22 protein-coding genes are annotated in these 25,105 nt (G+C 42.4%); 15 read left to right on the forward strand and 7 right to left on the reverse strand.

What is annotated here, in order from left to right; genetic code table 11:
• Positions 1 to 21 precede the first annotated feature (21 nt).
• The 3 genes from rseP to IGK85_RS05470 all read left to right on the forward strand — a co-directional run bounded on the left by rseP (position 22) and on the right by IGK85_RS05470 (position 7,527).
• A complete protein-coding gene (gene rseP, locus IGK85_RS05460) occupies positions 22 to 1,290 on the forward strand; it encodes an RIP metalloprotease RseP (protein WP_008381110.1) in 1,269 nt (422 codons plus the stop codon).
• A gap of 69 nt (positions 1,291 to 1,359) precedes the next feature.
• A complete protein-coding gene (locus IGK85_RS05465) occupies positions 1,360 to 3,069 on the forward strand; it encodes a proline--tRNA ligase (RefSeq protein WP_008381112.1) in 1,710 nt (569 codons plus the stop codon).
• Positions 3,070 to 3,177: 108 nt separating this feature from the next.
• A complete protein-coding gene (locus IGK85_RS05470) occupies positions 3,178 to 7,527 on the forward strand; it encodes a PolC-type DNA polymerase III (protein WP_005236975.1) in 4,350 nt (1,449 codons plus the stop codon).
• A gap of 284 nt (positions 7,528 to 7,811) precedes the next feature.
• Here the strand turns inward: IGK85_RS05470 and IGK85_RS05475 are convergent, their stop codons facing one another.
• From IGK85_RS05475 to IGK85_RS05485, 3 genes are all read right to left on the reverse strand, one after another.
• A complete protein-coding gene (locus IGK85_RS05475) occupies positions 7,812 to 8,753 on the reverse strand; it encodes an AEC family transporter (RefSeq protein WP_008381115.1) in 942 nt (313 codons plus the stop codon).
• 109 nt (positions 8,754 to 8,862) lie between these two features.
• Positions 8,863 to 9,789, reverse strand: coding sequence for a membrane protein insertase YidC (yidC, locus tag IGK85_RS05480; protein ID WP_008381117.1), 927 nt, complete (start codon positions 9,787 to 9,789; stop codon positions 8,863 to 8,865).
• 124 nt (positions 9,790 to 9,913) lie between these two features.
• The gene (locus IGK85_RS05485) at positions 9,914 to 10,192 is read right to left on the reverse strand and encodes an acylphosphatase (protein WP_005236969.1); all 279 of its coding nucleotides are present in this window, start codon (positions 10,190 to 10,192) and stop codon (positions 9,914 to 9,916) included.
• Between the two features lie 95 nt (positions 10,193 to 10,287).
• Here IGK85_RS05485 and IGK85_RS05490 point away from each other — a divergent pair, with 95 nt between their 5' ends.
• On the forward strand, positions 10,288 to 11,049 hold the full coding sequence (locus tag IGK85_RS05490) for a TrmH family RNA methyltransferase (protein WP_008381120.1): 762 nt from the start codon (positions 10,288 to 10,290) through the stop codon (positions 11,047 to 11,049).
• A gap of 124 nt (positions 11,050 to 11,173) precedes the next feature.
• On the forward strand, positions 11,174 to 11,683 hold the full coding sequence (locus IGK85_RS05495; protein ID WP_005236965.1) for an HD domain-containing protein: 510 nt from the start codon (positions 11,174 to 11,176) through the stop codon (positions 11,681 to 11,683).
• Between the two features lie 48 nt (positions 11,684 to 11,731).
• On the opposite strand, the gene IGK85_RS05500 is transcribed toward IGK85_RS05495, so the two are convergent.
• Entirely contained in the window at positions 11,732 to 12,931 is a 1,200-nt protein-coding gene (locus IGK85_RS05500) for a YdcF family protein (protein ID WP_008381122.1), read from the reverse strand.
• Positions 12,932 to 13,055: 124 nt separating this feature from the next.
• On the opposite strand from IGK85_RS05500, the gene IGK85_RS05505 reads away from it, so the two are divergent.
• Complete coding sequence (locus IGK85_RS05505; protein ID WP_008381124.1) at positions 13,056 to 13,568, forward strand: GyrI-like domain-containing protein; 513 nt, start codon at positions 13,056 to 13,058, stop codon at positions 13,566 to 13,568.
• 57 nt (positions 13,569 to 13,625) lie between these two features.
• On the opposite strand, the gene IGK85_RS05510 is transcribed toward IGK85_RS05505, so the two are convergent.
• The 3 genes from IGK85_RS05510 to IGK85_RS05520 form a co-directional block, all read right to left on the reverse strand.
• Positions 13,626 to 14,960: a serine hydrolase gene (locus IGK85_RS05510; protein ID WP_008381126.1), complete on the reverse strand. Its 1,335-nt coding sequence runs from the start codon at positions 14,958 to 14,960 to the stop codon at positions 13,626 to 13,628.
• A 241-nt stretch (positions 14,961 to 15,201) separates the two neighbouring features.
• Positions 15,202 to 15,366, reverse strand: a complete 165-nt coding sequence (locus tag IGK85_RS05515; protein WP_008381128.1) for a hypothetical protein — start codon at positions 15,364 to 15,366, stop codon at positions 15,202 to 15,204.
• Positions 15,367 to 15,580: 214 nt separating this feature from the next.
• A complete protein-coding gene (locus IGK85_RS05520) occupies positions 15,581 to 15,925 on the reverse strand; it encodes a DUF4828 domain-containing protein (protein WP_008381130.1) in 345 nt (114 codons plus the stop codon).
• A gap of 182 nt (positions 15,926 to 16,107) precedes the next feature.
• Between IGK85_RS05520 and sfsA the strand changes: the two genes are divergently transcribed.
• The 9 genes from sfsA to IGK85_RS05565 all read left to right on the forward strand — a co-directional run bounded on the left by sfsA (position 16,108) and on the right by IGK85_RS05565 (position 25,098).
• Entirely contained in the window at positions 16,108 to 16,833 is a 726-nt protein-coding gene (sfsA, locus tag IGK85_RS05525; RefSeq protein WP_008381132.1) for a DNA/RNA nuclease SfsA, read from the forward strand.
• An 18-nt stretch (positions 16,834 to 16,851) separates the two neighbouring features.
• Positions 16,852 to 17,853, forward strand: coding sequence for a Gfo/Idh/MocA family protein (locus tag IGK85_RS05530; protein ID WP_429972187.1), 1,002 nt, complete (start codon positions 16,852 to 16,854; stop codon positions 17,851 to 17,853).
• A 14-nt stretch (positions 17,854 to 17,867) separates the two neighbouring features.
• Positions 17,868 to 19,142, forward strand: coding sequence for a DEAD/DEAH box helicase (locus IGK85_RS05535; protein WP_008381137.1), 1,275 nt, complete (start codon positions 17,868 to 17,870; stop codon positions 19,140 to 19,142).
• Positions 19,143 to 19,208: 66 nt separating this feature from the next.
• A complete protein-coding gene (locus tag IGK85_RS05540; RefSeq protein WP_008381139.1) occupies positions 19,209 to 21,923 on the forward strand; it encodes a sigma 54-interacting transcriptional regulator in 2,715 nt (904 codons plus the stop codon).
• Positions 21,924 to 22,057: 134 nt separating this feature from the next.
• Positions 22,058 to 22,375: a PTS sugar transporter subunit IIB gene (locus IGK85_RS05545; RefSeq protein WP_005229471.1), complete on the forward strand. Its 318-nt coding sequence runs from the start codon at positions 22,058 to 22,060 to the stop codon at positions 22,373 to 22,375.
• Positions 22,376 to 22,413: 38 nt separating this feature from the next.
• A complete protein-coding gene (locus IGK85_RS05550) occupies positions 22,414 to 22,731 on the forward strand; it encodes a PTS lactose/cellobiose transporter subunit IIA (RefSeq protein ID WP_005236949.1) in 318 nt (105 codons plus the stop codon).
• Between the two features lie 81 nt (positions 22,732 to 22,812).
• A complete protein-coding gene (locus IGK85_RS05555; RefSeq protein ID WP_005236948.1) occupies positions 22,813 to 24,210 on the forward strand; it encodes a PTS sugar transporter subunit IIC in 1,398 nt (465 codons plus the stop codon).
• A 59-nt stretch (positions 24,211 to 24,269) separates the two neighbouring features.
• Positions 24,270 to 24,491, forward strand: a complete 222-nt coding sequence (locus tag IGK85_RS05560; RefSeq protein WP_005236947.1) for a hypothetical protein — start codon at positions 24,270 to 24,272, stop codon at positions 24,489 to 24,491.
• A 193-nt stretch (positions 24,492 to 24,684) separates the two neighbouring features.
• Positions 24,685 to 25,098, forward strand: coding sequence for a DUF3284 domain-containing protein (locus IGK85_RS05565; RefSeq protein ID WP_008381141.1), 414 nt, complete (start codon positions 24,685 to 24,687; stop codon positions 25,096 to 25,098).
• The last annotated feature ends 7 nt before the right edge of the window (positions 25,099 to 25,105 follow it).

Consider the following 25,105-nt stretch of genomic DNA (forward strand, 5'->3'; position numbering starts at 1 on the left):
CTGTGAAAGAGAGGAACGAGCATGAAAACGATACTTGTATTTATCATTATCTTTTCCGTGGTGGTAGTGATTCACGAATTTGGACACTACTTCTTTGCAAAACGGGCAGGTATTTTAGTAAGAGAGTTTGCCATCGGTATGGGGCCTAAATTGTTCGCGCATCAAGCGAAAGATGGGACGACCTACACGATTCGGATGCTGCCATTAGGCGGGTATGTCCAAATGGCAGGCTGGGGCGAAGATGAGACTGAATTAACGCCTGGCATGCCAGTCTCCTTGGTTCAAGATGCAACTGGCAGAGTCATCAAAATCAATACAAGCAAAAAGATCCAATTGCCGCAAGCGATCCCCATGGAAGTGACCGACTTTGACTTGGAGGAGAAGTTGACGATCACTGGCTTCATCAACGGCAATGAACAAGAAGCGGTTACGTACGCTGTGGATCATGACGCAACGATCATTCATGAAGATGGCGTTGAAGTTCGGATCGCACCAAAAGACGTTCAATTCCAGTCTGCAAAGCTGTGGCAACGAATGCTGACGAATTTTGCAGGACCGATGAATAACTTTATTTTATCCTTGGTTTTATTCACTGGGTTGGTGTTTGCGCAAGGTGGTGTCGCGAATCAAGATGCAACCGTCGTGACAGGAATCGAAGCAGGAACCCCGGCAGCTGAAGCCGGGCTGAAAAATGGCGACGAAATCCTAGCAGTTGAAGGCGTCGATGTTTCCAACTGGTCAGAATTGACGACAGAGATCCAAAAGTACCCAGCTACTAAGATTACTCTAGAAGTCAAACGAGGAGCGGAAACACTTGATTTGACAGCAACTCCTGCGAGTCAAGAATCAGGGGAGACCACGATCGGTTTCTTAGGGATCACGGCTTCGTTAAAAACTGGGATCGGAGACATCTTACTGGGTGGCTTACAAACGACCATTGACAATTCGCTGGTTATTTTTAGAGCAGTCGGCAACTTGATCGCCCAACCAGATATCAATAAATTGGGCGGACCGGTAGCGATTTTCCAACTGTCTTCTCAAGCCGCATCGCAAGGTGTCACAACGGTGATCGCCATGATGGCGATGATTTCCATCAATTTGGGGATCTTTAATTTATTGCCGATTCCTGGATTAGATGGTGGGAAACTGGTTTTAAATATTTTAGAAGGTGTGCGAGGCAAGCCAATCAGTCAAGAAAAAGAAGGCATCATTACCCTGATTGGGTTTGGGTTTTTGATGCTGCTGATGGTTCTCGTTACCTGGAATGATATCCAACGTTTCTTCTTTTAAAAATAAGACGCACAAGCAAATCAATTGTTGATCGGGTGAACATGATTTTTTGTAGCAAAGGAGAAAAAAATGAAACAGTCAAAATGTTTGATTCCGACATTGAGGGAAACCCCCAGCGATGCGGAGACGTTAAGTCATCAACTGTTAGTTAGGGCAGGGTATATTCGACAAGTGGCGGCAGGCATCTATGTCTACTTGCCATTAGCTCAAAGGGTGTTAGAAAAGATCAAACGGGTCATTCGTGAGGAGCTGGCAGAAATCGATGCTGTGGAGATGGCGATGCCTTCTTTGCTTCCGTATGAACCATGGAAGGAGTCTGGACGGGCCTCATTGTATGGTGAGTCTTTGTATCGGTTGACAGATCGAAACGAACGAGAGATCGTTTTAGGGCCCACTCACGAAGAGCCGTTCACGACATTGATCAAAAACGAGATCACGTCTTATAAGCGGCTGCCTTTGAGCTTATATCAGATCCAAACGAAATATCGGGACGAACAGCGGCCGCGTTTTGGATTGATTCGCAGCCGTGAATTTATCATGCAAGATGGCTATTCTTTTCACGCCGATGAAGCCAGCTTAGATCAAACCTATAATCGCTACGAAATGGCTTACCATGCCATATTGAAACGCTGTGGGATCGAGTATCGGGCAGTGGTCGGGGATAATGGCTTGATGGGTGGCCGAGATTCAAAAGAGTTTTTGGCATTGTCTGGAATCGGCGAAGAGCTGATCTGTTATTCGACTGAAAGCGACTATGTCGCCAATTGGAAACTAGCAACTAGTCAGTATATCGCTAAAAAATCTCATGAGACCTACTTAGAGTTACAAAAAGTCGTTCATAAAGAATCATTATCGTTAGAGGAACTGGCGAAAACACACGATACGGATTTGCAAAAAATCGTTCAAGTATTTTTGCTGCTCGTTGACGAGCAAGTCATTATGGTATTACTTCGAGGTGATCACAGTCTCAATGAAACAAAAATCAAGCATTTTTTAGCGGCTGATCAAGTGAAGGTCCTGACTGCTGAAGAAGCCGAGTCCTATCTGACCAGTGACACACAACTTCGCAGCCCCATTGAGCTTGCTGATTCGATCCAATTGTATGCGGATCAGCATGTCCAAGATATGGCGAATCTGATCGTCCCAGCGGCAGAAAAACAGAGCTATTTTCTCAATGCAAATGTAGGCCGTGATTTTCAACCACTAGCCTTTGCCGATTTTCGCTTGGTTCAAGAAGGCGATCCTTCCCCAGATGGAAAAGGAACCTTAACCTTTACGCGAGGAATCGAAGTTGGGCATATCTTCAAGTTAGGAACCAAGTACAGCGAGGCCCAAGAAGCGACGGTTGTCGATGAAAATGGCGATGAACAACCAATCATCATGGGCTGTTATGGTCTGGGCGTTTCTCGGCTGCTTTCAACAATCGTCGAACAATACGGCAATGAGTTTGGGATCGATTGGCCCCAAGAAATTGCCCCATTTGATGTGCATATCATCCAAACGTCGATTGAAGATAGCTATCAAAATGCCTTAAGTGAAGAAGTAGAAGAAATGATGAACCAAGTCGGCTATCAAGTATTGGTGGATGACCGCAATGAACGTGCAGGGGTCAAATTTGCAGATGCCGATTTGATTGGTTGTCCGATTCGCTTGACCATCGGTAAAAAAGCCGTAGAAGGCATCGTGGAGATCAAAATCAAGCATACTGGCGCAACCGTTGAAGTGAGGAAAGAAGAAGTCGCTTCGACCTTGACGATTTTATTAGCCAACCAAGAATAAATCGGAACAAATGGTAGATCGAGAGAGGAAATCCTTTCTCGATTTTTTAATGAAAGTGAAGACAAAAAGAGGTATACTAGTGAGTACTGAGAAAAGGAGGATCTTCAATTGTCAAAAGAAAGAGAGACCTTTGAGATATTATTAGACCAAATTGCAGCTGCCCCAAATCTTCGGCAGCATCCGTTGATGCAGACTGCCCAAATCAGACAAGTAACCGTGCATCGACAATCAAAAGCGTGGACGTTTTATTTCCAATTTGAACGTTTATTACCGGTGATGGTGTATCAATCCTTTAAACAACACATTGAACTAGCGTTTAAAGAGATCGCGGAAGTTCGCATTGTCATTGAAGCTCAAGATGGTTCCTTCGATGAGCAGTTCATTCAAGAATACTGGCCATTAGCGTTAGCCAATCAAAATTGTGATCGGCCGTTAGTTCATCAAGTGATTAAAAATCAAATGCCTATGATTCAAGAGAACAAAGTGATTTTACCCGTCAACAATGATGCGGTCATCACGATTTTGCAGCAACAGTACTTACCGATCATTGAGGAAAATTATGGGACTTTCGGGTTTCAAAAATTTCGGATCTTGCCGCAGCTAGACAAAGAACAGGCTGAGGCAGCCTTGAAAGAACTTGAAGCACGAAAAGAAGAACAAACGGCAGCCTTCCAATTGCAAGCCGCTGAGAACTTAATGGCCCACGAGCAACGCAAAAAAGAAGTCAAAACAGTCGAATTTGACGGACCAATTGCCTTGGGACGTAATATTCCTGCCGATGAACCTGTGACACCGATGATCAATATCATTGAGGAAGAACGCAGAGTTACGATCCAAGGGTATGTCTTTGATAAAGAAGTTCGAGAATTGCGTTCAAAACGGAAGATTTTGATTTTGAAAATCACCGACTATACGTCGTCGTTTAGTGTGAAAAAATTCTCCAATAATGAAAAAGATGAACAAGTCTTTGATGCCATTGCTAAAGGTAGTTGGGTCAAAGTGCGTGGTAGTGTTCAAGAAGATACTTTTATGCGAGATCTCGTTATGAATGCGCAAGATTTGCTGGAAGTCAAACACGAGGCCCGCAAAGATTATGCACCTGAAGGCGAAAAACGGGTCGAACTTCACCTGCATTCCAATATGAGTACGATGGATGCAACCAACAATGTGGCAGACTTTGTCGCTCAAGCTGGCAAGTGGGGCCATAAGGCGATTGCGATCACCGATCATGGCGGCGCACAAGGGTTTCCTGATGCCCATCACGCCGGAGAAAAAGCCGGGGTAAAAATTCTTTACGGTGTGGAAGCCAATATCGTGGATGACGGGGTAGCGGTTGCCTATAATCCGAAGCCTGTCCCACTGACTGATGCCACTTATATCGTGTTTGACGTGGAGACCACCGGATTGTCTGCAGTGTACGACACCATCATTGAATTGGCCGCTGTGCGGATGCATAAAGGCAACGTGGAAGGCTCCTTTGATGAATTCATCGATCCTGGCCATCCTTTATCACGAACGACCGTAGAATTGACGGGGATCACCGATGAAATGGTTCGGGGGTCAAAATCGGAAGAAGAAGTCTTACGTTTGTTCCGTGAGTTTTCTGAAGGAGCCATTCTAGTTGCCCACAATGCGTCATTTGATATGGGCTTCTTAAATACAAGTTATCGAAAATACGGTATTCCAGAAGCAGAAAATCCCGTCATTGATACATTGGAACTCGCTCGTTATTTGTATCCAGAGTTTAAGCGATTCGGTTTAGGTGTCCTTTCCAAAAAATTCGGCGTTAGTTTGGAGCAACATCACCGAGCGATCTACGATGCCGAGGCAACCGGTCATTTAGCGTGGATCTTTGTCAAAGAAGCGATGGAAAAACATGACATGCTGCTGCACGAAGATTTGAACCGACACGTTGGGGGCGAGAACTCCTATAAAGCAGCTCGGCCTTTTCATGCCACGATCTTAGCCCGAACACAGGCGGGATTGAAGAATTTATTCAAGCTGATCTCGATGTCGAATGTGAAGTACTTCCATGATAAAGTCCCGCGGATCCCGCGCTCAGAATTGGTGAAATTGCGGGAAGGATTGTTAGTCGGAACCGCTTGTGATAAAGGGGAAGTCTTTGTCGCAATGATGCAAAAAGGGGTTGATGCAGCGCGGGAACTTGCTAAGTTTTATGACTATATCGAAGTCATGCCCAAAGCAGTTTATGCCCATCTCCTAGAAACGGAGCTCGTGAAAAGCGAAAAAGACCTAGAAGACATTATTCGGAATTTGATCCAAATGGGTGAGGAGTTAGGGAAAATCGTTGTTGCTACTGGGAATGCCCACTACCTGAACGAAGAAGATGCCATTTATCGTAAGGTCTTGATCAATTCGATGGGGGGCGCCAATCCCTTGAATCGACATAGTTTACCGGATGTACACTTCCGAACAACCGATGAGATGCTGACCGCTTTTCAGTTTTTAGGTCCGGAAGTAGCGAAAGAAATTGTGGTGACGAACCCAAATAAAATCGCTGATCTCTGTGAAAAAGTCATTCCGGTAAAAGATGATCTGTATACACCAAAGATTCCCGGATCTGAACAAGAGATCACCGACTTGAGTTACAACCGTGCCAAAGAGCTATACGGTGATCCATTACCAGAAATTGTGGAAAAACGTTTGAAAAAAGAGCTTGATTCGATCATTGGGAATGGGTTTTCCGTGATCTATTTGATCTCACAAAAACTGGTTCATAAAAGCAATCAAGACGGCTACTTAGTAGGGTCACGGGGATCAGTCGGTTCTAGTTTCGTAGCAACGATGACTGGGATCACTGAGGTCAATCCATTAGCCCCTCATTATTATTGTCCCGATTGCCAGTATTCTGAGTTTTACGAAGACGGCTCGTATGGTTCTGGTTATGATATGCCAGAGAAAAAATGTCCAAAATGCGGCACACGTCTGAACAAAGATGGCCATGATATTCCTTTTGAAACCTTCCTTGGTTTCCATGGCGATAAAGTCCCCGATATCGATTTGAACTTCTCTGGGGAATATCAGCCAGAGGCCCATAACTATACGAAAGTGCTCTTCGGCGAAGAATATGTCTATCGTGCCGGAACGATCGGTACAGTAGCCGATAAAACAGCCTTCGGTTTCGTAAAAGGCTTTGAGCGCGATCATAATCTCCATTATCGAGCAGCTGAAGTCGATCGATTGGCTAAGGGTGCAACTGGCGTCAAACGGACAACTGGTCAGCATCCGGGGGGAATCATCGTTATTCCAGACTATATGGATGTCTATGATTTCACGCCGATTCAATACCCAGCAGATGATCAAAATTCAGAATGGAAAACGACCCACTTTGATTTCCATTCCATTCATGACAATATTTTAAAACTGGATATCCTGGGACACGATGACCCAACGGTGATTCGGATGCTGCAGGATTTATCAGGAATCGATCCTAAAACGATCCCCACGGATGATCCGGAAGTGATGCGTATTTTTGGTGGTACGGACGTGCTAGGTGTGACTGAAGAGCAGATCTACTCCAAAACAGGTACATTAGGCATCCCAGAATTTGGGACCCGATTTGTGCGGGGGATGTTGGATCAAACCCATCCATCGACGTTTGCAGAGCTCTTGCAGATCTCTGGTCTTTCCCATGGTACCGATGTATGGTTGGGTAATGCCGAAGAACTGATTCGTCGCGGAGATGCCAGTCTAGCAGAAGTAATCGGCTGTCGGGATGATATCATGGTGTATTTGATCCATGCTGGCTTAGATGACGGGATGGCCTTTAAAATCATGGAGACGGTTCGTAAAGGGCAATGGAACAAGATCCCTGACGACTTGCGGGACACTTACTTGCAAGCGATGCGGGAGAACAATGTCCCTGAATGGTATATCGATTCTTGTTCGAAGATCAAGTACATGTTCCCGAAAGCCCATGCGGCGGCGTATGTTTTGATGGCGTTGCGGGTGGCTTACTTTAAAGTGTACTTCCCAATTCTCTATTACTGTGCTTATTTCTCTGTCCGGGCGGATGATTTTGATTTGATTGCCATGTCAAAAGGAAAAGACGCCGTAAAAGAACGGATGCAAGAAATCACTGACAAAGGATTGGATGCGTCAACGAAAGAAAAGAATCTGTTAACCGTTCTGGAGTTAGCCAATGAAATGTTAGAGCGCGGTTATGAATTTGGGATGATCGATCTGTATAAATCGGATGCGGAAAACTTCGTGATCGACGGAAAAAAATTGATCGCACCATTTCGAGCAGTACCGAGTTTGGGACTAAACGTAGCGAAACAAATCGTGGAAGCACGGAAAAATGGTCCTTTCTTATCGAAAGAAGATCTCGCCAATCGCGGGAAAGTTTCTAAGACTTTGATTGAATACATGACGGATAACGGTGTTCTAAAAGATTTACCTGATGAAAATCAGTTGTCGTTGTTTGATATGTTGTAAACCACCGGCTGTTCACTTAAGATAAAAAAAAGCACATCATCATAATGGCTAGTATAGCTAGTTTCTGCATGATGTGCTTTTTTGTCTTGTTTGTGAAATCGATCTAAGCAGCCACAATCTGACGAAAATCAGAAAGATCGTGGTCTATTGTGGGAAATCATAGGGGCCAGCCTTGGTAGCGAATCAATCGAACCTTTACCATACAAAGAGGAGAAAAATACTCGTTACCGAAAGAAGCGAATGCCTTTGGTAACGAGTATTTTTCGACAAAGTTCGTTAAATAGCTAAAAAAAGAAAAAAAGCAAAACAGGCAAATACACCATGTACAGTAAGACGGAATAGCCTAAACATGAAGTTGCAAACTCTTCATCCCCTTGGTAGTTTCGTACAAGGATCGGGACAGAGTTTTGGACGGGCATAGAGGCTTGAATAATAAACACAGAAAGCATAAATTCAGGAACAGGGATGATTCTGCTTAACAGCCACACAACGAGGGGCGAAAGAACGAAACGACCAAACAAGACACCGACAATGTCTTTCGTCATTCGCAAATTTTTGAGTCCCCCAAAGTAGACGATGATTCCGATAATAAACATTGATAAGGGTGTCGTCAAATCTGCTAGATAGCTTCCAAGGCCATCAACAAATGAGGGCAGCGGTAAGGTGAATAGCATCCAGATCAAACCGATGATGAAACCAATCAAGGCTGGTGAAAAAATCTTTTTTAGCATGACCAATGGATGAAAGGAAATCCGGGCTTCACCAAAATCAGGATTGTCTTTTGCTAACTCAAAAATACCGATGGTCCAAAATAATGTCGTATTTACAATATAGTACAACAACACATAAGGAACAGCTTTTTCACCAAAAATAGCTAAATTGATCGGTAAGCCGATGAAGATCGTATTGGAAAAGGTAAACATGGCGGAAAATGCGCCTTGGTGTTTGGCTTCAACTTGCGCGAAACGTCGCCATAAATAACCAGCGAAGTAAGTGATCATCATGGAAAGTAATGGGATGATCATCCCCGAAACCAATGAAAGAAATTCATCTTTCGTAAAGTTTTTAATAATCGTTAAAAACATATTGGCTGGTAATGAGACATTTAATACCAATTTTGAAAACGTATCGGCGGTTCGATTAGAAAACCATTGTTTGTAAGACAACCAATAACCGATAAACATGAGACTGAAAATGACAAAAATATTGATATATGCTTGAAACATGTGCTCACCTCTCATTTACTATAGCGAAAGGCAGAAGAAGAAGCAACTGATTCCCATTTGAAAACAACAAAAAACCAAACCACTCATTGAGCGATTTGGTCAAGAATTACTAACGTTGCTGCTTGCCTGCGTTACGACCTTTTCCACTAGGCTTTGTCGTGTTCAACGCTTTTTTGACAGCTTCTGTTTTTTCAGGAGTTACATCTTTGCGAGGCGTAACCACCGTTTTTGGCGGATTGGCTTTCATTTCTGCTTCGACTTGGGCACGAATTTTTGGTTTCATGATGACATTCGTGATAAATGTTTGGATACAACTGAAGACCCCACCGACTACCCAATAAAGCGTCACACCAGCTGGTGCACTCATTGACATGAAAACGATCATCAATGGAGAAACGATCAACATGGTTTTCATCGTTTTTTTCTGTTCTTCCGGAATCCCAATGGTTGAGATGTATCCTTGTGCCAGGTAGGAAATACCAGCAATCGCCACAAAGAGGATGCTGGGGTCACCTAATGATACGCCAAAGAACTCAGAGTTTTGGATTCCTTGTGTGTAACGGGCGGTGAAGTAGAGGGCAGAGAAGATCGGCATCTGAATCAGTAAAGGCAAACAACCGATACCGCCAAACATACTGACGTTGTTTTCAGAATAGATTTTTTGCATCTCCGCTTGCGCTTGCATTTGTTCTTCCCGAGTGGTTGCTTTCTTCAAATTGCCTTGTGCAATATCCACTTGAGGTTTCAGAAACTGCATTTTTTCACTTTGAATCATCGTTTTTCGAGACTGATGGATCCCTAATGGTAAGATAATGACGCGGACAACGATCGTTACGGCGATGATCGCCCAGCCGTAAGACCAGTTGAAGTTTTCAACGAGCATCGTGATCATATCACCTAAAGGTTTCACCAAAAAGCGATAAATCATTCCTGTTTCTTTCGGCGTACCATCAGCATTGGTACTGACACAGCCTGATAATGCTAATAACAGGCCAAATAATCCTGATGAAAGCAGCCATTTATTCATTTTAGACATTCTATTCTTCCTCTTCACAATAAATTTAGACAAAAATAACTATACTAAAAAAGACCGACTATTTCAATGTACAAAGAGAAATTCATTGAAAAATCAATCTTTCGACTTAGAAAACATTCAATTATCAATAATAGACTACATCAAAGCTAGTACGTTCTTTAATGGTATCGTCTGGTTGGATGTCGATTTGGTTCACTTTTCCAGCGGGAGAAGGAGAATCTTTCACTCCGGCAACAAAGGCATCGATGATTTTTTCATCTCCCATTGCTTCAATCGAAACAGAACCATCTGCCTCATTTTTTACAGATCCTGTGACCCCTAACTGATCGGCAAGCATTTTCGTGGTATAACGAAAGCCGACACCTTGGACACGCCCTTGAACATGGATTCGTAGTTTCTTCATGGACAATCCCTCCTCTGCTTATAATGATAGCGTTTTTTCAGTAAAAGAACAAGTTAGATCGATTGACTCATGCTATAATAAATCGAGGTGACCACATGAAAGAAATTCAATCGAAAAAAAATACCTTTATCAAGGAAATCAAAAAACTAACACAAAAAAAACACCGTACACAGACCAATACGTATTTGATCGATGGCTGGCATTTAGTGCAAGAAGCGCTGCAGGCCAAAGTACCTATCAAAGCGTTGTTGGTGACACCGCGAGGGTTAAGCGAAGCCAACGGGCAGCTCGATGATTATCAGGAAGAAAGCTATTTGATCACAGAGGAGATCGCAGCGATGCTTTCTGATTTACCAACACCACAAGGAATTTTTGCCGTGGTGGAAAAGCAAGAGCAAAACTTACAGACACTGACGGGTAATTGGTTGATTTTAGATAATGTGCAAGATCCCGGGAACGTTGGTACCATGATTCGAACAGCGGATGCTGCTGGATTTAGCGGGGTGTTTCTCGGCGAAGGAACAGCAGATCTTTACAGCACAAAAGTCTTACGCAGCATGCAAGGAAGCAACTATCATTTGCCGATTTTAGAAGGAGCGATCCCGCCATTTCTAAAGCAGCTACGCTCAGCTGGCGTGACGATTTATGGCACCGAATTAAATAAAGAAGCCGTTCCTTATACCGAGCTTCCTAAAGAACAAACAACTGCCTTCATTTTAGGTAACGAGGGACAAGGGGTTCACCCAGAACTGTTGGCTTTGACTGACAAAAATGTGTATATTCCCCTCTATGGTCAGGCGGAATCATTGAACGTCGCCATTGCAGCCGGAATTTTGATGTATTTTTCTGTCAGATAGATTTTTAAGGAACTGTTAAACTATTTGAATCTATTGCACCTCACCTAGAATCTTCGATGAATAGGTGCTATACTTTGTCTTGTAACAATCAAGCAGATCAAAAAAAGGTGGCAGACAAAAATTTATGACAGAAAAATGGCAAGAAGATAGCGAATATATGTCTTACGTGGCTGACCTGTTAGAAACAGAAGCTGTAAAAAAATTAGCCAACTTTGTGCAGCATATGAACTCCACACGTTTGGAACATTCGATCAGCGTCTCTTATTATAGTTACAAATTGGCCAAGAAATGGGGCGGCGATGCTCGTGCAACAGCTCGTGCAGGACTCCTTCATGATTTATTCTACTATGACTGGCGTACCACAAAGTTTGATGAAGGTACCCATGCGTATATGCATCCACGAATTGCAGTAAAAAATGCTGAAAAAATCACTGAACTAAGTGATCTAGAAAAAGATATCATCTTGAAACATATGTGGGGAGCAACGATTGCGCCGCCACGTTATAAAGAAAGCTATATTGTCACAATGGTTGACAAATATTGTGCGATCAAAGAAGCATCAGAACCACTTACAGAAAGTATGAAAGAAAAATGGCAACAACGTTTCTGGAAGAAACATCGTACGATTCAATAAGAAAAAAGTTCTTCGAACCAGCCGGTTCAAAGAACTTTTTTTGTTTGCTTAGCCAAAAATAAGTTGGAGGATCGCTGCGCCTACATAAAGGATCAGTAAGGTGATCAATACCATTAAGTGTCGTCTTTTGTGCATAAAAAGGATCGCTACGAATTCTCGTAAGAAGGCATTTGGTAAATAGTAAAAGGCGGTGGGTGCTCCGATACCATCCGCTTTAAGTTGTGCTTGATCTGCATAGAGACCGGCACGAAAAATATGGTAATTGTTGGAGGAAAAAATAACTTTGTAGCCATTTGGCTTTAAGGAATCCATGATTTCTTTCGAAAACTTCATGTTTTCATAAGTAGTCGTGGAATTTGTTTCTACTAAAATCTCTCCTTCGGGCACTCCTTGCGCAACTGCATATTCTTTCATCGCGACAGCTTCTGGCAGCTTTTCATCGCTTCCTTGGCCGCCTGACATCAGTAACCGAGGAGCGGTTTTTTTCGCTTTAAATTGCGCTTCGTAGAACGAGATTGCTTTATTGATACGCTTGGCCAATAAAGGGGAGACCGTGGTGCCATTCAAAAGACCTGCTCCTAAGACGATGATAAAATCTTGATTGTAACGAGGATGATTGAACTGATAAATGACTGAAATCGATAAAAAGTTCAAAAAGACCACAAATAGATACATCAGACTTAGGGGAACAACGCCGAATAAGGTTCGGATCCAATCCGGGAAAAAGTGCAAAAGGGTATCTGAAAATAATAAAACGGTCAAAACCACTGCTAAGATCAGGGTCAATAGATTGGCGATTGATCGCGACTCTCTTCGTAAAACAATAATGGAATTCCAGTAAAGAAAGACCACGAGAATGGCTAAGCCGAATAATAATACAGCAAAGAAGATCGCTAGCAAAACAGCCAATAGACCACCTACAAGAATATCTTGTGTTCGGTATAGATTAATGACTAGGTAGCCACCAAATGCTAAGACAAACAAATTAAAGAGCAAGCCATTTACGAGTCGGTGCTTGTTGCGCCGATAAGAAAATAAAAAAAGGCCGGCGAAGGCGACTGGTATTAGAATAAAGAAACTGCCTGTCCGTAATTCTGAGACGGCTAAATAAATCAGCAGGGCTAAAATCGTCCAACAGCACTCAAAAAAGAAAATATCTGGCTCATCTTTACTCTTGCGCCACTTTTGAACGACGATCACACCCGTCAAATAGCTGATGGCAAAAATCAGCAATTGCGTAAAATCCATGTTTTTCACTCCTTTAACGATACACCTAGTATACCGAAAAATGACAAAAATTGCTTGTTGCTAAGGTCAAAGTTGCTGAATTTCTTGCAATTCGCTAAAATGAAGAAAAGAAGGAGGAAGGAACATGCAATTAGGTGAAGTGATTCGCGTTGAACGGCCCGCTTTTTATGTGATCGGAAAAGAAGGCAAGGGATTAGCGGAAGAAGGAGCTTCTTGGGTACCAGCGCTATGGGAACTTGCAACAAAGGATTTTGAAGAGATCGAATTTCTAGTGAGCGATCAAAAGGCAGAAGAACTGGAATTTTGGGGCTTAATGAGTGATGGCACCAATTGGTTAGAGCCTTGGCAAGAAACCGGCCGTTATTTGGCAGGCGTTCAAGTCCATACAGAAAATTTTCCTCCCGTCGGTTGGGTCCGTTGGGAAATGCCCGCAATGACCTATCTCGTTGTAAAAACGGATGAAAAAAACTTGACCATGATGACTGAAAAAATGTTGATGGAAGTTTTACCAGAAAATAACGTCCACTTGTCAGCAGCGATCCAAGAAAGATATCTTCCTCATTTTAAAGAAGGGGAAGTTGAATTGTTTTTCCCTGTTGAGCCTTTGGCAGCAGCAACGGTGGAAACGGTAGAATAAAAAAAATCTGTCCGAGAAGCAATCTTTGCTCAGGACAGATTTTTTCTTTGGTTTGGATTAAAAAAGATTCTCGAAAAAGGTAGACACACCGCGCCAAGCACGAACAAAGATGTTGGCTTTTTCTACCGTTTGTGTTGTGACCAATCCTGCAGTTTCGTCATGATCAGAAGCATCAATATAACCAAGCGTATCAGCTGGAATCGAAGCACTTACAGTACCGACTTCTGTGCCCTCAGTCAATGGCGCTTGCAGGGCAGAATCACGATAATGCTCATTAAAGTCAATGGTTGTTTCAAAGGCTGTTGCATCCATATCTCCACGTACCCATAAGGTCAAACCTTGATTTAAGGCAACGGGAACACTCAATTCTTTCCCATCTTTGACTGATACCGTCTGTGTATCTTCTAACTGTGCATTTTCTGGTAGAATTTCTACTTGTTCCCAAGCATCGAAGGAGTAGTCCATCAACCGACCTGTTTCGATAAAACGTACGCTTGGATTTTCCGCATGACCATTGACGTTTAGCACGACGGTGATAATTCGTTGACCATCCTTGACGGCGGTTCCGACAAAGCAGGCGCCTGCCATATCTGTCGTACCAGTCTTAAGACCGTCAACACCATCTTTAGTATTCGTAAAACCTGGAAGCATCCAGTTCCAATTGACCATCTCGACAGGCGAATAGGAACCTTCGCCAAATTGTTTGGTGGAAAGACTTGTTACTTCTAAAACGTCTGGAAAGTCTTGCAGCAAATGGCGAGCAATCAGGGCGACATCTTTTGCGGATAGTTCGTTTTCGTCAGTGGAAGTTGACCCGGGATAGATATTGTCCCCTAAATAAGTATTGTTCAAGCCAGAAGCATTAACGATCTTTGCATCGGTAATGCCCCATGATTGCACTTTTTCTTGCATTTGATCAACAAAGGCACTTTCAGACCCAGCAATCAGCTCCGCGAGCGCTACGATTGCAGCATTTGCAGATTGGATATAACTGGCATCATACAAATCTTTTACTGTATAGGTAACGTCTTGATGCAAAGGGACATTCGATAAGTTTGGCGACACGCTGAGATTCGCGGCATAATCTGAAATAGGGACAGGATCATCCCAAGCGATGGTTCCTTGCTCTACTTGCTCAGCTACAAGGTAGAGACTGATGATCTTGGTGATGGAGGCGATGCCCATGGCGGTCTCACCATCTTGATCATACAACACTTTGCCTGTGTCAAAATCAATGGAATAAGCGGCTTTTGCATCGACTGAAAAATCTTGGATCTCTTCGGCGCTCATAGCTGTATCATCAGCATACGAAACGACGGGTAAGCCGGCAGCAGCAAAGAGGATTGCCAAAGCAGCAACGATGGAATACCCGAACTTGGTTATTTTCTGCATATATGTAGTAGCTCCTTTAAAGTTGTATCTAAGCAAAAATTTTAACAAAGAGTATCCACCGTTGCAATACTCTAAGAGAAAACTTAGCATTTAATTGCGTAAGACCGATCCCTCAGTAGACAAACTGAGACGTTACGTGACTAAGGTTGTTTACTGTAAATAATAGCTAACAAAAAAACTTACCTTCCTATAAAATAGAAGGCAAGTTTTTGTGAATTGACATAGGGTCAAACTGATTCACTTAGCGACGATTGGAATGGATTCTCGGGTTTTGGTTTTGGACTCTGACGGGAACTTTCACCGCCTTCGTTTCTTGTTGCATAGCCAATTTTGCTAAAAAGAATGTCCCAGCTAACAATGCAGCTAAAGCAAAGATGGAAAAGAGTGAAATAAAGGTCGTTAACATAAAAATCCCTTCTTTCTATTTAAAATAAATGTGGAAGGTAGGAATCGAACCTACACCTTAATCTATGAACGATCAAACATCACTCAACGGAACACCTTGTTCAACCACTTGTTAAGTTAATGATAGCATGGATTGCCAAGAAATGCTGATAAAAAGTCTGAGAATTGACCGAAGAAAATGTGAAGAAAACATGAACTTGGCTTTCTCAGCGATTTTAGATGATTTTTGTCAAAGAATAGTGGCAATCTTCTGCTTCATCATATAAAGTAATGACGGAGCCTTTTTGTTCAAGAACTAAATGATAGCCAAATGTGTCCAGTAAAACTAACCGCATCGGAGTCAATTCAACGATGGAAGCAGTCAAAGGCTTGCCTTCGATGGTCAACGAATAATCATTGGCTATTTCTATCGTGACATCTTCTTTTGTCTTGGAAGTAAAACGCCAATTACCAATGAAATTCTGGCGATTCTCATTTTTTTGTTTTTCTTTTCGCAACAGCAAGGAGCTGACCACGCCCGTTGCAAGAGATAAACCAATCAAAATAGACCTTTTCTTCATTTATACACGTCCTATCATTTACGATTCATCAAGTTGTGCCTTGTGGACAGGTGTCCACTTTTTCGCACTAGAAAATAATTGCCATAAGTATACCATGAGAAGGTAAAAAAGCATGGTACTTTAGTTTGAAGTTTAGAAGTTTTTATCAAAATATGCTATGATTCAAAAGAGCAGGTGAGAAAATGAATTATCCGAATACTCTTTTAGCCACGTTTCTCGTGCGAGACAACCGGTTCATTGCCCGATGTCTCGTTGACGGTCAAGAAGTAATCGTCCATGTAAAAAATACCGGACGAGGAAAAGAGCTCTTGCACAAAGGTGCGCTTGTTACCCTGCAATATTGGGACAATCCGAAACGCAAAACCAATTACGACTTGATCTCAGTCAAGAAACAAGACCAATGGATCAACATCGATAGTCAAGTACCGAATCGTTTAGGCTATGAAGGCCTCTTGGATGGCACGATCCAGTTGCCAAATATCAAAGGGAGAATCGCGCTTTTGCGAAGGGAAGTTGTCTATAGGACATCAAAATTCGACCTTTATTTTGAAACAGATGAACAAGAAAAAGGCTTTTTAGAAATCAAGGGAATGACCCTTGAAAACAAGCAAGTCGGTGCTTTTCCAGATGCACCAACCATTCGTGGCTTGAAACACGTCAATGAATTGATCCATGCCAAAGAAGCTGGCTATTATGCGGCGGCTTTGTTTATGATCCAATTTGAAGCGGTGCAAATCGCCACGATCCATCGACAGATGCAACCGGATCTGGCCACTAAAATCGCTGAAGCGCAAAGCAAGGGTGTCGAAGTGTTTGCCTATAATTGCCAAGTAAACCAAGGGATGATCACGGTCAAAGAACCAATCCCTTTTGATTTGAATGTCGTCTTTGACGACCCTAATCTATAGAAGAAAGAAGGAAAAAATATGATTCATTTAGGAATTATCGGCACAAATTGGATCACCGATCAATTTGTACAAGCAGCCCACGAAACCAAACGCTATCAATTGGTTGCCGTATACTCAAGAAAGTTAGCAACGTCACAACGTTTTGGAGAAAAATATGGGGACATCGAGTATGCGACCGATCTGGACACTTTTTTTGGCTTAGCTCATATGGACACGGTCTACATCGCGTCTCCGAATAGTTTGCACTTTGAACAAGCCAAGCAAGGTATTTTAGCAGGAAAAAATGTCATTGTGGAGAAGCCAGCCTTTTCAACGCCTGAGGAAATGGCGGAGATCATCGAATTGGCAAATCAGCAACAGGTATTATTCTTTGAAGCAGCTCGCAACATCCATGAAGCAAGTTTTTCTACTGTAGCCGAATTCTTACCGACACGCGGTGCCATTCTTGGGGCGAACTTTTCTTATATGAAATATTCGTCTCGTTATGACGCTGTACTAGCTGGGGAGGAACCAAATATTTTTTCTCCACATTTTTCTGGCGGTGCCTTAGCAGATTTGGGCGTCTATCCGATTTATGCGGCGGTCGCTTGGTTTGGCAAACCGCAAGATGTTCATTATTTTGCCCGTAAATTACCGACTGGTGTAGATGGTATCGGGACTGCAGTGTTGCGCTATGCTGACTTTGATGTCACAATCCAAACAGGAAAAATCGCTGATTCAGAGTTGCGTTCAGAAATCTATTTTGAAGACGGTACATTAGACCTAAATGCCGTCAATGCCATCGAAGAAGCCGCATTTTATGAGCGAAAAACAAAACAAACCCAGGCATTAGCAGTAAGTGCTTTAGAAAACCCGATGATCGAAGAAGCACAAGACTTTGCAGACATCATCGAAAACAAAAATGATCCCCAACAAGGACAACGGTATGAGGAATGGGTGGAACTTGCTCGCAGTGTCAATGAAACCATCGCTCTTATGCGTAAACAAGCAGGCATCATTTTTGATGCAGATAAAAAATAAGGAATGGAACATTTATGACAGTATTTGAATTGACACAATTGCCAGACATCTGGCAGGAAAAATGGCAGGCGGCAGGGTATCACGCACCGTCCTTGATCCAAGAGAAAACCTTTGGCCCTTTAAAAGATGGTGAGTCTGTCATTGGAGTCTCACCGACCGGTTCTGGTAAAACTTTGGCGTACCTCTTGCCACTGTTAACAAAAGTCGAGGCAAAGCAAGGTAATCAGTTGCTGATTTTGACTTCTTCACAAGAATTAGCGATGCAAGTCACAGAAGTGGCCCGGGAATGGGCCCAAGCCATTGGTTTGACCGTTCTGCCGCTAATTGGTGGCGCAAGTACAAAACGCCAAGTGGAAAAACTGAAAGACAAGCCCGAGGTCTTGATTGGCACCCCAGGCCGAGTGTTAGAATTGATCAAAGCAAAAAAAATCAAGACCCAGCAGTTGCAATCGTTGGTATTAGATGAGGTTGACCAATTATTGAAAGAAGGGGCCTTCACACTGGCTGCCAAGATCAATCAAACATTGCCAAAACAAATCCAGCGTAGTTTCTTTTCAGCAACCGCTAACGAAGTGATTGATGAGATTCGACCATTGGTGACAAAAGAGCCGCTGATCATTGATGTTACCCAAGAAGATCAGAGCAAAGGCGTGATCCATCACTACTATTTGAATTATCCGCAACGACGAATCGTGGATGCTTTAAGGCGCTTTGCTCATTTACCAAGCTTTCAAGCCTTGGTTTTCTTCAATGAATTAAGCGCAATGGGAAATGCAGAAGAAAAACTGCTGTTTCACGGCTTGCCGGTGGCATCATTAGCATCTGACCAAAACAAACTTGCCCGAAAAGGCGCACTGGAGAGCTTCCGTCAAGGAAAACTAGTAGAATTATTGACGACCGATGTCGCCTCTCGCGGCTTAGATGTGGTGGATTTGCCTTATGTCATCAATACGGAAGTCCCGTTAGAAAAAGAATCCTATCTGCACCGGGCAGGACGTGTTGGACGAATGGGCAAAGAAGGAACCGTCGTCACGATCGTTCAAGACCATTCGTTGAAGGATTTGAAAAAAATCGCGAATCAATTGTCCATAGAACTCAAGGAAGTCTATCTGCATGGGGGACAATTACACACAGAAGCACCTGTTATCGAAAAGGAAAGCAAGAAAGAAACGAAAATAGTAAGTGTGCAGAAAATTTCCAAGAAAACATCTGAAAAATTACACACTCCTGTTAAAAAGACCAAGAAAAAGACGAAAAAGCAAAAAGACAAAGGAAAAAGACGCCATTGAGCGTCTTTTTGTGTTACCATTAACGTTGTTTATTATTAGTGTGTAAAAAAATGAGGAGGCTATCGAATGAATTCGCGAAAAGAAGAGATTTTTCAAACGATCGAACTGCATAAGCAAGGGTTGACCGCAGTTGACGTCGCTAAAATCTTACAAATCGATCGCAGCAATGCAAGCCGTTATCTCAGTGAGCTTTATAAAGAAAAGAAAATCGGCAAACGTTCCGGCCGTCCGGTCGTTTATGAGCCATTAGAAGAAACGGTGCATGTGGATGTTTCCTCTGAAGTGAGTTTTGAAAGTCTTGTTGGGGTTCAAGCTTCTTTAAAAGTAAGTATCCAGCAAGCCAAAGCAGCAATTTTATATCCGCCTAGAGGACTCCATACCATTATTTTTGGAGAGACAGGTACCGGTAAATCCTTATTTGCCGAATGTATGTATCACTTTGCGGTTGAATCAAATATGTTAGAAAAAGATGCTCCTTTCGTATCGTTTAATTGTGCGGATTATGCACAAAATCCGCAGTTGTTGTTTGGTCACATCTTTGGCATCAAAAAAGGGGCCTACACAGGTGCTGCAGAAGATAGTCCAGGACTTATGGCAAAAGCCGATGGCGGCATCCTGTTCTTAGATGAGATCCATCGACTGCCGCCAGAAGGCCAAGAAATGCTCTTTACCTTCATTGATAAAGGGATCTACCGTCCTTTAGGGGAAAGTAATCAAGTTCATGAAGCCGCCGTGCAGATCATCGGTGCCACCACGGAATCATCAGAAACCTTTTTAACGACCTTCAATCGGCGAATTCCCATGGCTATTACTTTGCCAAATGTGGAAAGTCGTTCCTTAGATGAACGGTATGAAATCATTTCGTTGTTTATCAAGCAAGAGGCGACCCGTCTGAACCAACGAATCGATGTCGAACGAGATGCGATATTGGCCTTTATGCTCTATGATGCAGAAGGCAACATTGGTCAAATCAAGCGCGACCTTAAACTCGTCTGTGCGAAAGCATTTTTGCATTATCGAACCTATGGAAAAAAACACTTGCTGATTCGAAAAGGCGATTGCTCCTTGCAAGTTCAAAAAGGCTTGTTGAAGATCAAAGAAATGTCGGAACGCTTGGATCGGTTTTTGGATGGCAAAGGCGACTTTCTAAGTTTTGAACCTGGCGACCCAGATGTCGTCTGGTCTCGTGATCCACAACGGAATATGCAAGTGTATAACGAGATCGAAGAAAAAGTCAGCTCGCTGATTGAAACGGGCGTAGCCAATGTCGATCTGGAAAATTTGATCTCTAAAGATGTCGATGCGTACTTTGAAAAGTATGTCGAAGAATTGATCCAAAATCCCGTTCATAAAGAACTGATTCCAGAAGACATTTGGAAACTGACAAATGTTCTTTATGATCTAGCTGGGCAAAGATTGTCTCGAACCTATAGTGAAAAAGCCCGCTTTGCCTTTGCACTGCATCTGCAAAGTACACTGGAACGTGTCAAGGAAGGACATATGATCGTTCACCCAGATTTGAATACAGTCAGAAAAAACTTGAAATCCGAGTTCCAGGTGGCAATGGATCTATCGACCATTATCGAAGAAGAACGCCATGTCGAGATCCCCTTCGATGAGATCGGCTTTATCAGTATGTTTTTAGCGATTCAAGTCAAACAACCCTCGCAACTGCCCCTTGAAAAAGTCGAGATCATTGTCTTGATGCACGGCAAAGCGACTGCCAGCAGTATGTTGGAAACGGCACAAGAGCTGCTAGAAACCGACCACGGCAAAGCGATGAATATGTCTTTAGATATGGAAGTCGGTCAAATGTATGAGCAGCTATTGAACTATGTCACTGACAATAAGGAAAAGATGAGCAACGGCTTATTGCTTTTAACTGATATGGGTTCCCTCAATTCATTTGCGAATTTGATTTCCGAAGAGACCGGGATTCGTACGAAAGCCATCTCGATGGTCAGTACGATGATCGTCTTAGAGGCTTTGCGAATGGCGGAAAGTGGCCGAAGTTTAGAAGACATTTATCAAAACATTCAGCGTTCTTTTGAAACCATCGTGCAAGAACAGTTCCGCACAGTTCGCGAAGCGAAGGGGAATAAAAAAGCAGTCATCGTCACTTGCTTTACTGGAGAAGGTGTCGCTGCTAAACTTTATCAACGAATTTATCCCGTCGTCGATCAATCAAAAGTCGAGATCATTCAAATGCAATTTATTGAAAAAGAAACCTTCAAGAAACATATTGATGGCTTGCTAGAAGAATATGAGATCAAAGCCATTGCGGGCACCGTCGAGATCGATTATCAAAATATCCCGTTCTTTTCCGCCTATGATGTCTTTGATGACAATCGGTTGAATGTACTGAAGCGGATCGTTTCAGATGAAGTGCCGATCGAAAAAATCGTACGTTCATTAGAAAATACCTTAACGCATGTAGGGTCCGTCTATCATCTGATCGAAAGTCTGCAGCGAATCGTTCATCAAATTCAAAATCAATTGCATGTGATTGTTGAACCTACCGTTGATGCGGGCTTAGTGATTCATTTAGCCTTTCTAGTGGAAAGTTTATTGAAGAAGGAACATTCTCGTACTTTCCCCAATTTGGTGGCCTTCCAAAAACGCTATCGTATCGAAACAGATGTGTTGCGAACTCATTTATTGCAGATAGAGAAAAACTATCAAATCAAAATCTCTGAAGATGAGATCGCCTATTTAACACAAATGTTCTTAGAAAATGAAATAAAAAGTTATGATGAATCCGCACACAATATTAGTGTGTAATGAAAAATCCGTGAGTGTGCAAAAGAAAAATTGGTTCAGACCATTGATATATAAAGGTCTGGACTTATTTTTTTTTGGCACGCTTTTTGCTTTATAGTAAAGTGTAACTTACAACAGAAAGGAGCGGATACGCGATGGCGAAAAAAACGATTATGCTTGTTTGTTCAGCAGGAATGAGTACCAGTCTATTGGTGACGAAAATGCAAAAAGCAGCCGAAGCAAAAGGAATGGAAGCAGATATCTTTGCTGTTTCAGCTTCAGAAGCCGACCAACATTTGGAGTCGAAACCAGTCGATGTTCTATTATTAGGACCACAAGTACGATTCATGAAATCACAATTTGAACAAAAGCTAGCACCAAAAGGCATTCCTTTGGACGTGATCAACATGGCAGACTATGGCATGATGAACGGCGAAAAAGTATTGCAACAAGCAGAAACATTAATGAACTAAGATTTTTTAGGATCGAAGTGTAAGGAGGATTTTTAAAGATGGATGAGCAAAATTTGGAAGCCATTATGGGATTGATCATGTATGGTGGTAATGCAAAAAGTGACGCAATGGAAGCAATCGCGGCAGCAAAAGAAGGGAACTTCGAATTAGCTGACCAAAAAATCAAAGATGCTGAAGCATCTCTTGTGGAAGCGCATCATTCGCAAACAGGATTGTTGACACAAGAAGCGCAAGGCAATCATATGACCGTGACATTGTTGACCGTGCATTCACAAGATCACCTAATGACGTCAATCGCATTTACCGATTTAGCGAAAGAAATCATTGATGTCTATCGACGTCTAAATAACGAATAATCTTTGAACGGATAGAAGTAGTTATTGTCGATGAATCAAAAAATCTTCTTTGACGAATAGAACTTATAGGAGGAATTAAGAATGGATGGATTAACAAGTTGGATGGAGAGACACATTCTCCCGGTTGCAGCTAAGATTGGTGCGCAAAAGCATTTGGTTGCCTTGCGGGATGCTTTTATCGGAATGATGCCAGCAACGATGGCTGGGGCAATTGCAGTATTACTGAACGCCTTCATGCGTGATTTTCCAAACACTTATCTTGGTGCGGACAATGCAATCACGAAATTTTTCACGCCAGTGATCGCAGTCAATGGTTTAGTTTGGACAGGTACCTTAGCAATTATGGCGGTTATCTTCTCAGCTTCATTCGGTTATAATTTAGCGAAGGCTTACAATGTTGATGCACTATCAGGTGCGTTGGTCTCTTTAGCAGCATTTATTATGGGTATTCCACAATCTGCTTCTCTTTCTTTAGCGTTAGAAGAAGCACTACCAGCAAACGTGGTAGACATGATCAACAGTACAAGTGCTACATCAGGATTTGCAGCAGATGGTTCAACGATCAGCGCTGCAGGCTGGGGCTACTTCCCATTTAGCGCCTATATGGGTGGCTCTGGATTGTTCACGGCAATCATCTTTGGTTTCGTTTCAGTTATTATCTTTGCAAAATTGATGCAAAAAAACATTATTATCAAAATGCCAGATTCAGTGCCACCAGCAGTTTCCCGTGCCTTTGCAGCGATTATCCCTGGGATTGCCGGACTATATGCTTCAGGTTTGATTTACTATCTATTTGAACGCTTTGTCGGTATGCCGATAATTGACTGGATCTCCGAATCGATCCAAAAACCATTATTGGGTCTCTCTCAAGGGTACTTTGCCGTATTTATCATTGTTTTACTTGTCCATGTCTTGTGGTTCTTTGGATTACATGGAACAAATATCATGGGACCTGTTCTACAATCGATCTACGGTGTGGCAATGGTTGAAAATACTAATGCTTATCAATTAGGGGAAGCTGTTCCTTATAAATGGGTAGCAGGTTCATTCGAAGCATTTGTTTGGCCTGGTGGAGCAGGTGTGACTTTAATGCTCTTGATCGCAATCTTGCTATTCTCTAAACGTGCCGACTATAAGACAGTTGGTAAACTAGGGATTGGACCTGGGTTGTTCAATATCAATGAACCAGTAATGTTTGGTCTACCAATCGTGTTAAACCCATTGTTTATCATTCCATTTATTGTTGCACCGTTAGTTACAGCAACGATTGCTTACTTTGCAACAACTTTAGGGTTAGTTGCACCAGTTGTGGTAAATGTGATTTGGGTAATGCCAACGATCCTAAGCGGCTTCTTAGCTACCGGTGGAGACTGGCGTGCGATCATCTTGACAATTATTAATTTGGCTGTAGCTTTATTGATCTGGGCACCATTTATTATTGCTGCCAACAAAATCAATCCAGCAGACCAAGAGAACTAATCAAATAAACTAGATGGGTGGCTTCACCCATCTAGCTATCTTTTTTAGGAGGAGAAAAAATGATTATTGTAAATTCCGCGATGCAACAAGACAACATCAAAGCATTACTTGAGTCTTTGACAGAAGGTGAGATCAAGTATACCTTTAAAGAAAAAAAAGGGATTCAGTTGATTTTTGAAACAACGGCAGAAGACAAAGAAAAAGCAGCGAAACTTGCCAAAGACGCAATCAAAAATACTGATTGGGGTCGAGTACTATACTTTAACGTCGTTAGTCAATAGTGAGGTGATATCATGTTTAAAAATGGATTGTTTTTTATAAGCATCGGTAGTATGTTATTTATATACAGCGCTAACGCGCAGTCAGGTGAATACCACTGGGTGAATCTCATCACGTCAGTCATTCTAATGGCTATTGGAGGAATCATGGCTTCAATTGGACACAAACGCAACAAGAAAGACAAGGAGGCGCAAGATGGAAATCACTAAAAAAATGAATGTACCCGCTGACTTTTTATATAAGACGATCATCGATTCCGTGTTACATGATATTAAACAAGCGACAGATCAAACACTTACTGAAGAGCAATTAGAAGGATACAGCTATCTTAAACAGTTTTATAAAGATAGTAATGCCACCATAACAATCGAAACGGTCAAGAAGAATCAAGCCTATGCGTTCCAAACGGCGACGAAAAAAAATACCTTCCGTGTACACTATCAGATCGAAACGATAGACGAGTCGCACTGCAACTTGCATTATGAAGAAAAAATGACTTCTGAAGGCATGATTCAGCAATTAAATGACATGCTCTTAGGTACGATTCTAGGATATTTCAAACGCAAGCAATTTAAAAAAATGTTGAGTATGATGGAAGAAGCATATTAAGGGGTCG

This window comes from Enterococcus sp. AZ015 (assembly GCF_050499225.1).
In the GTDB taxonomy this organism is placed as follows: Bacteria; Bacillota; Bacilli; order Lactobacillales; family Enterococcaceae; genus Enterococcus_D; species Enterococcus_D entomosocium.

Excerpts from the sequence above, each read along its gene's own strand:
- rseP (WP_008381110.1), top strand. The coding sequence starts at position 22 with ATGAAAACGATACTTGTATTTATCATTATCTTTTCCGTGGTGGTAGTG.
- IGK85_RS05465 (WP_008381112.1), top strand. The coding sequence starts at position 1,360 with ATGAAACAGTCAAAATGTTTGATTCCGACATTGAGGGAAACCCCCAGC.
- IGK85_RS05475 (WP_008381115.1), bottom strand. The coding sequence starts at position 8,753 with ATGTTTCAAGCATATATCAATATTTTTGTCATTTTCAGTCTCATGTTT.
- yidC (WP_008381117.1), bottom strand. The coding sequence starts at position 9,789 with ATGTCTAAAATGAATAAATGGCTGCTTTCATCAGGATTATTTGGCCTG.
- IGK85_RS05485 (WP_005236969.1), bottom strand. The coding sequence starts at position 10,192 with ATGAAGAAACTACGAATCCATGTTCAAGGGCGTGTCCAAGGTGTCGGC.
- IGK85_RS05490 (WP_008381120.1), top strand. The coding sequence starts at position 10,288 with ATGAAAGAAATTCAATCGAAAAAAAATACCTTTATCAAGGAAATCAAA.
- IGK85_RS05495 (WP_005236965.1), top strand. The coding sequence starts at position 11,174 with ATGACAGAAAAATGGCAAGAAGATAGCGAATATATGTCTTACGTGGCT.
- IGK85_RS05500 (WP_008381122.1), bottom strand. The coding sequence starts at position 12,931 with ATGGATTTTACGCAATTGCTGATTTTTGCCATCAGCTATTTGACGGGT.
- IGK85_RS05505 (WP_008381124.1), top strand. The coding sequence starts at position 13,056 with ATGCAATTAGGTGAAGTGATTCGCGTTGAACGGCCCGCTTTTTATGTG.
- IGK85_RS05510 (WP_008381126.1), bottom strand. The coding sequence starts at position 14,960 with ATGCAGAAAATAACCAAGTTCGGGTATTCCATCGTTGCTGCTTTGGCA.
- IGK85_RS05515 (WP_008381128.1), bottom strand. The coding sequence starts at position 15,366 with ATGTTAACGACCTTTATTTCACTCTTTTCCATCTTTGCTTTAGCTGCA.
- IGK85_RS05520 (WP_008381130.1), bottom strand. The coding sequence starts at position 15,925 with ATGAAGAAAAGGTCTATTTTGATTGGTTTATCTCTTGCAACGGGCGTG.
- sfsA (WP_008381132.1), top strand. The coding sequence starts at position 16,108 with ATGAATTATCCGAATACTCTTTTAGCCACGTTTCTCGTGCGAGACAAC.
- IGK85_RS05530 (WP_429972187.1), top strand. The coding sequence starts at position 16,852 with ATGATTCATTTAGGAATTATCGGCACAAATTGGATCACCGATCAATTT.
- IGK85_RS05535 (WP_008381137.1), top strand. The coding sequence starts at position 17,868 with ATGACAGTATTTGAATTGACACAATTGCCAGACATCTGGCAGGAAAAA.
- IGK85_RS05540 (WP_008381139.1), top strand. The coding sequence starts at position 19,209 with ATGAATTCGCGAAAAGAAGAGATTTTTCAAACGATCGAACTGCATAAG.
- IGK85_RS05545 (WP_005229471.1), top strand. The coding sequence starts at position 22,058 with ATGGCGAAAAAAACGATTATGCTTGTTTGTTCAGCAGGAATGAGTACC.
- IGK85_RS05550 (WP_005236949.1), top strand. The coding sequence starts at position 22,414 with ATGGATGAGCAAAATTTGGAAGCCATTATGGGATTGATCATGTATGGT.
- IGK85_RS05555 (WP_005236948.1), top strand. The coding sequence starts at position 22,813 with ATGGATGGATTAACAAGTTGGATGGAGAGACACATTCTCCCGGTTGCA.
- IGK85_RS05560 (WP_005236947.1), top strand. The coding sequence starts at position 24,270 with ATGATTATTGTAAATTCCGCGATGCAACAAGACAACATCAAAGCATTA.
- IGK85_RS05565 (WP_008381141.1), top strand. The coding sequence starts at position 24,685 with ATGGAAATCACTAAAAAAATGAATGTACCCGCTGACTTTTTATATAAG.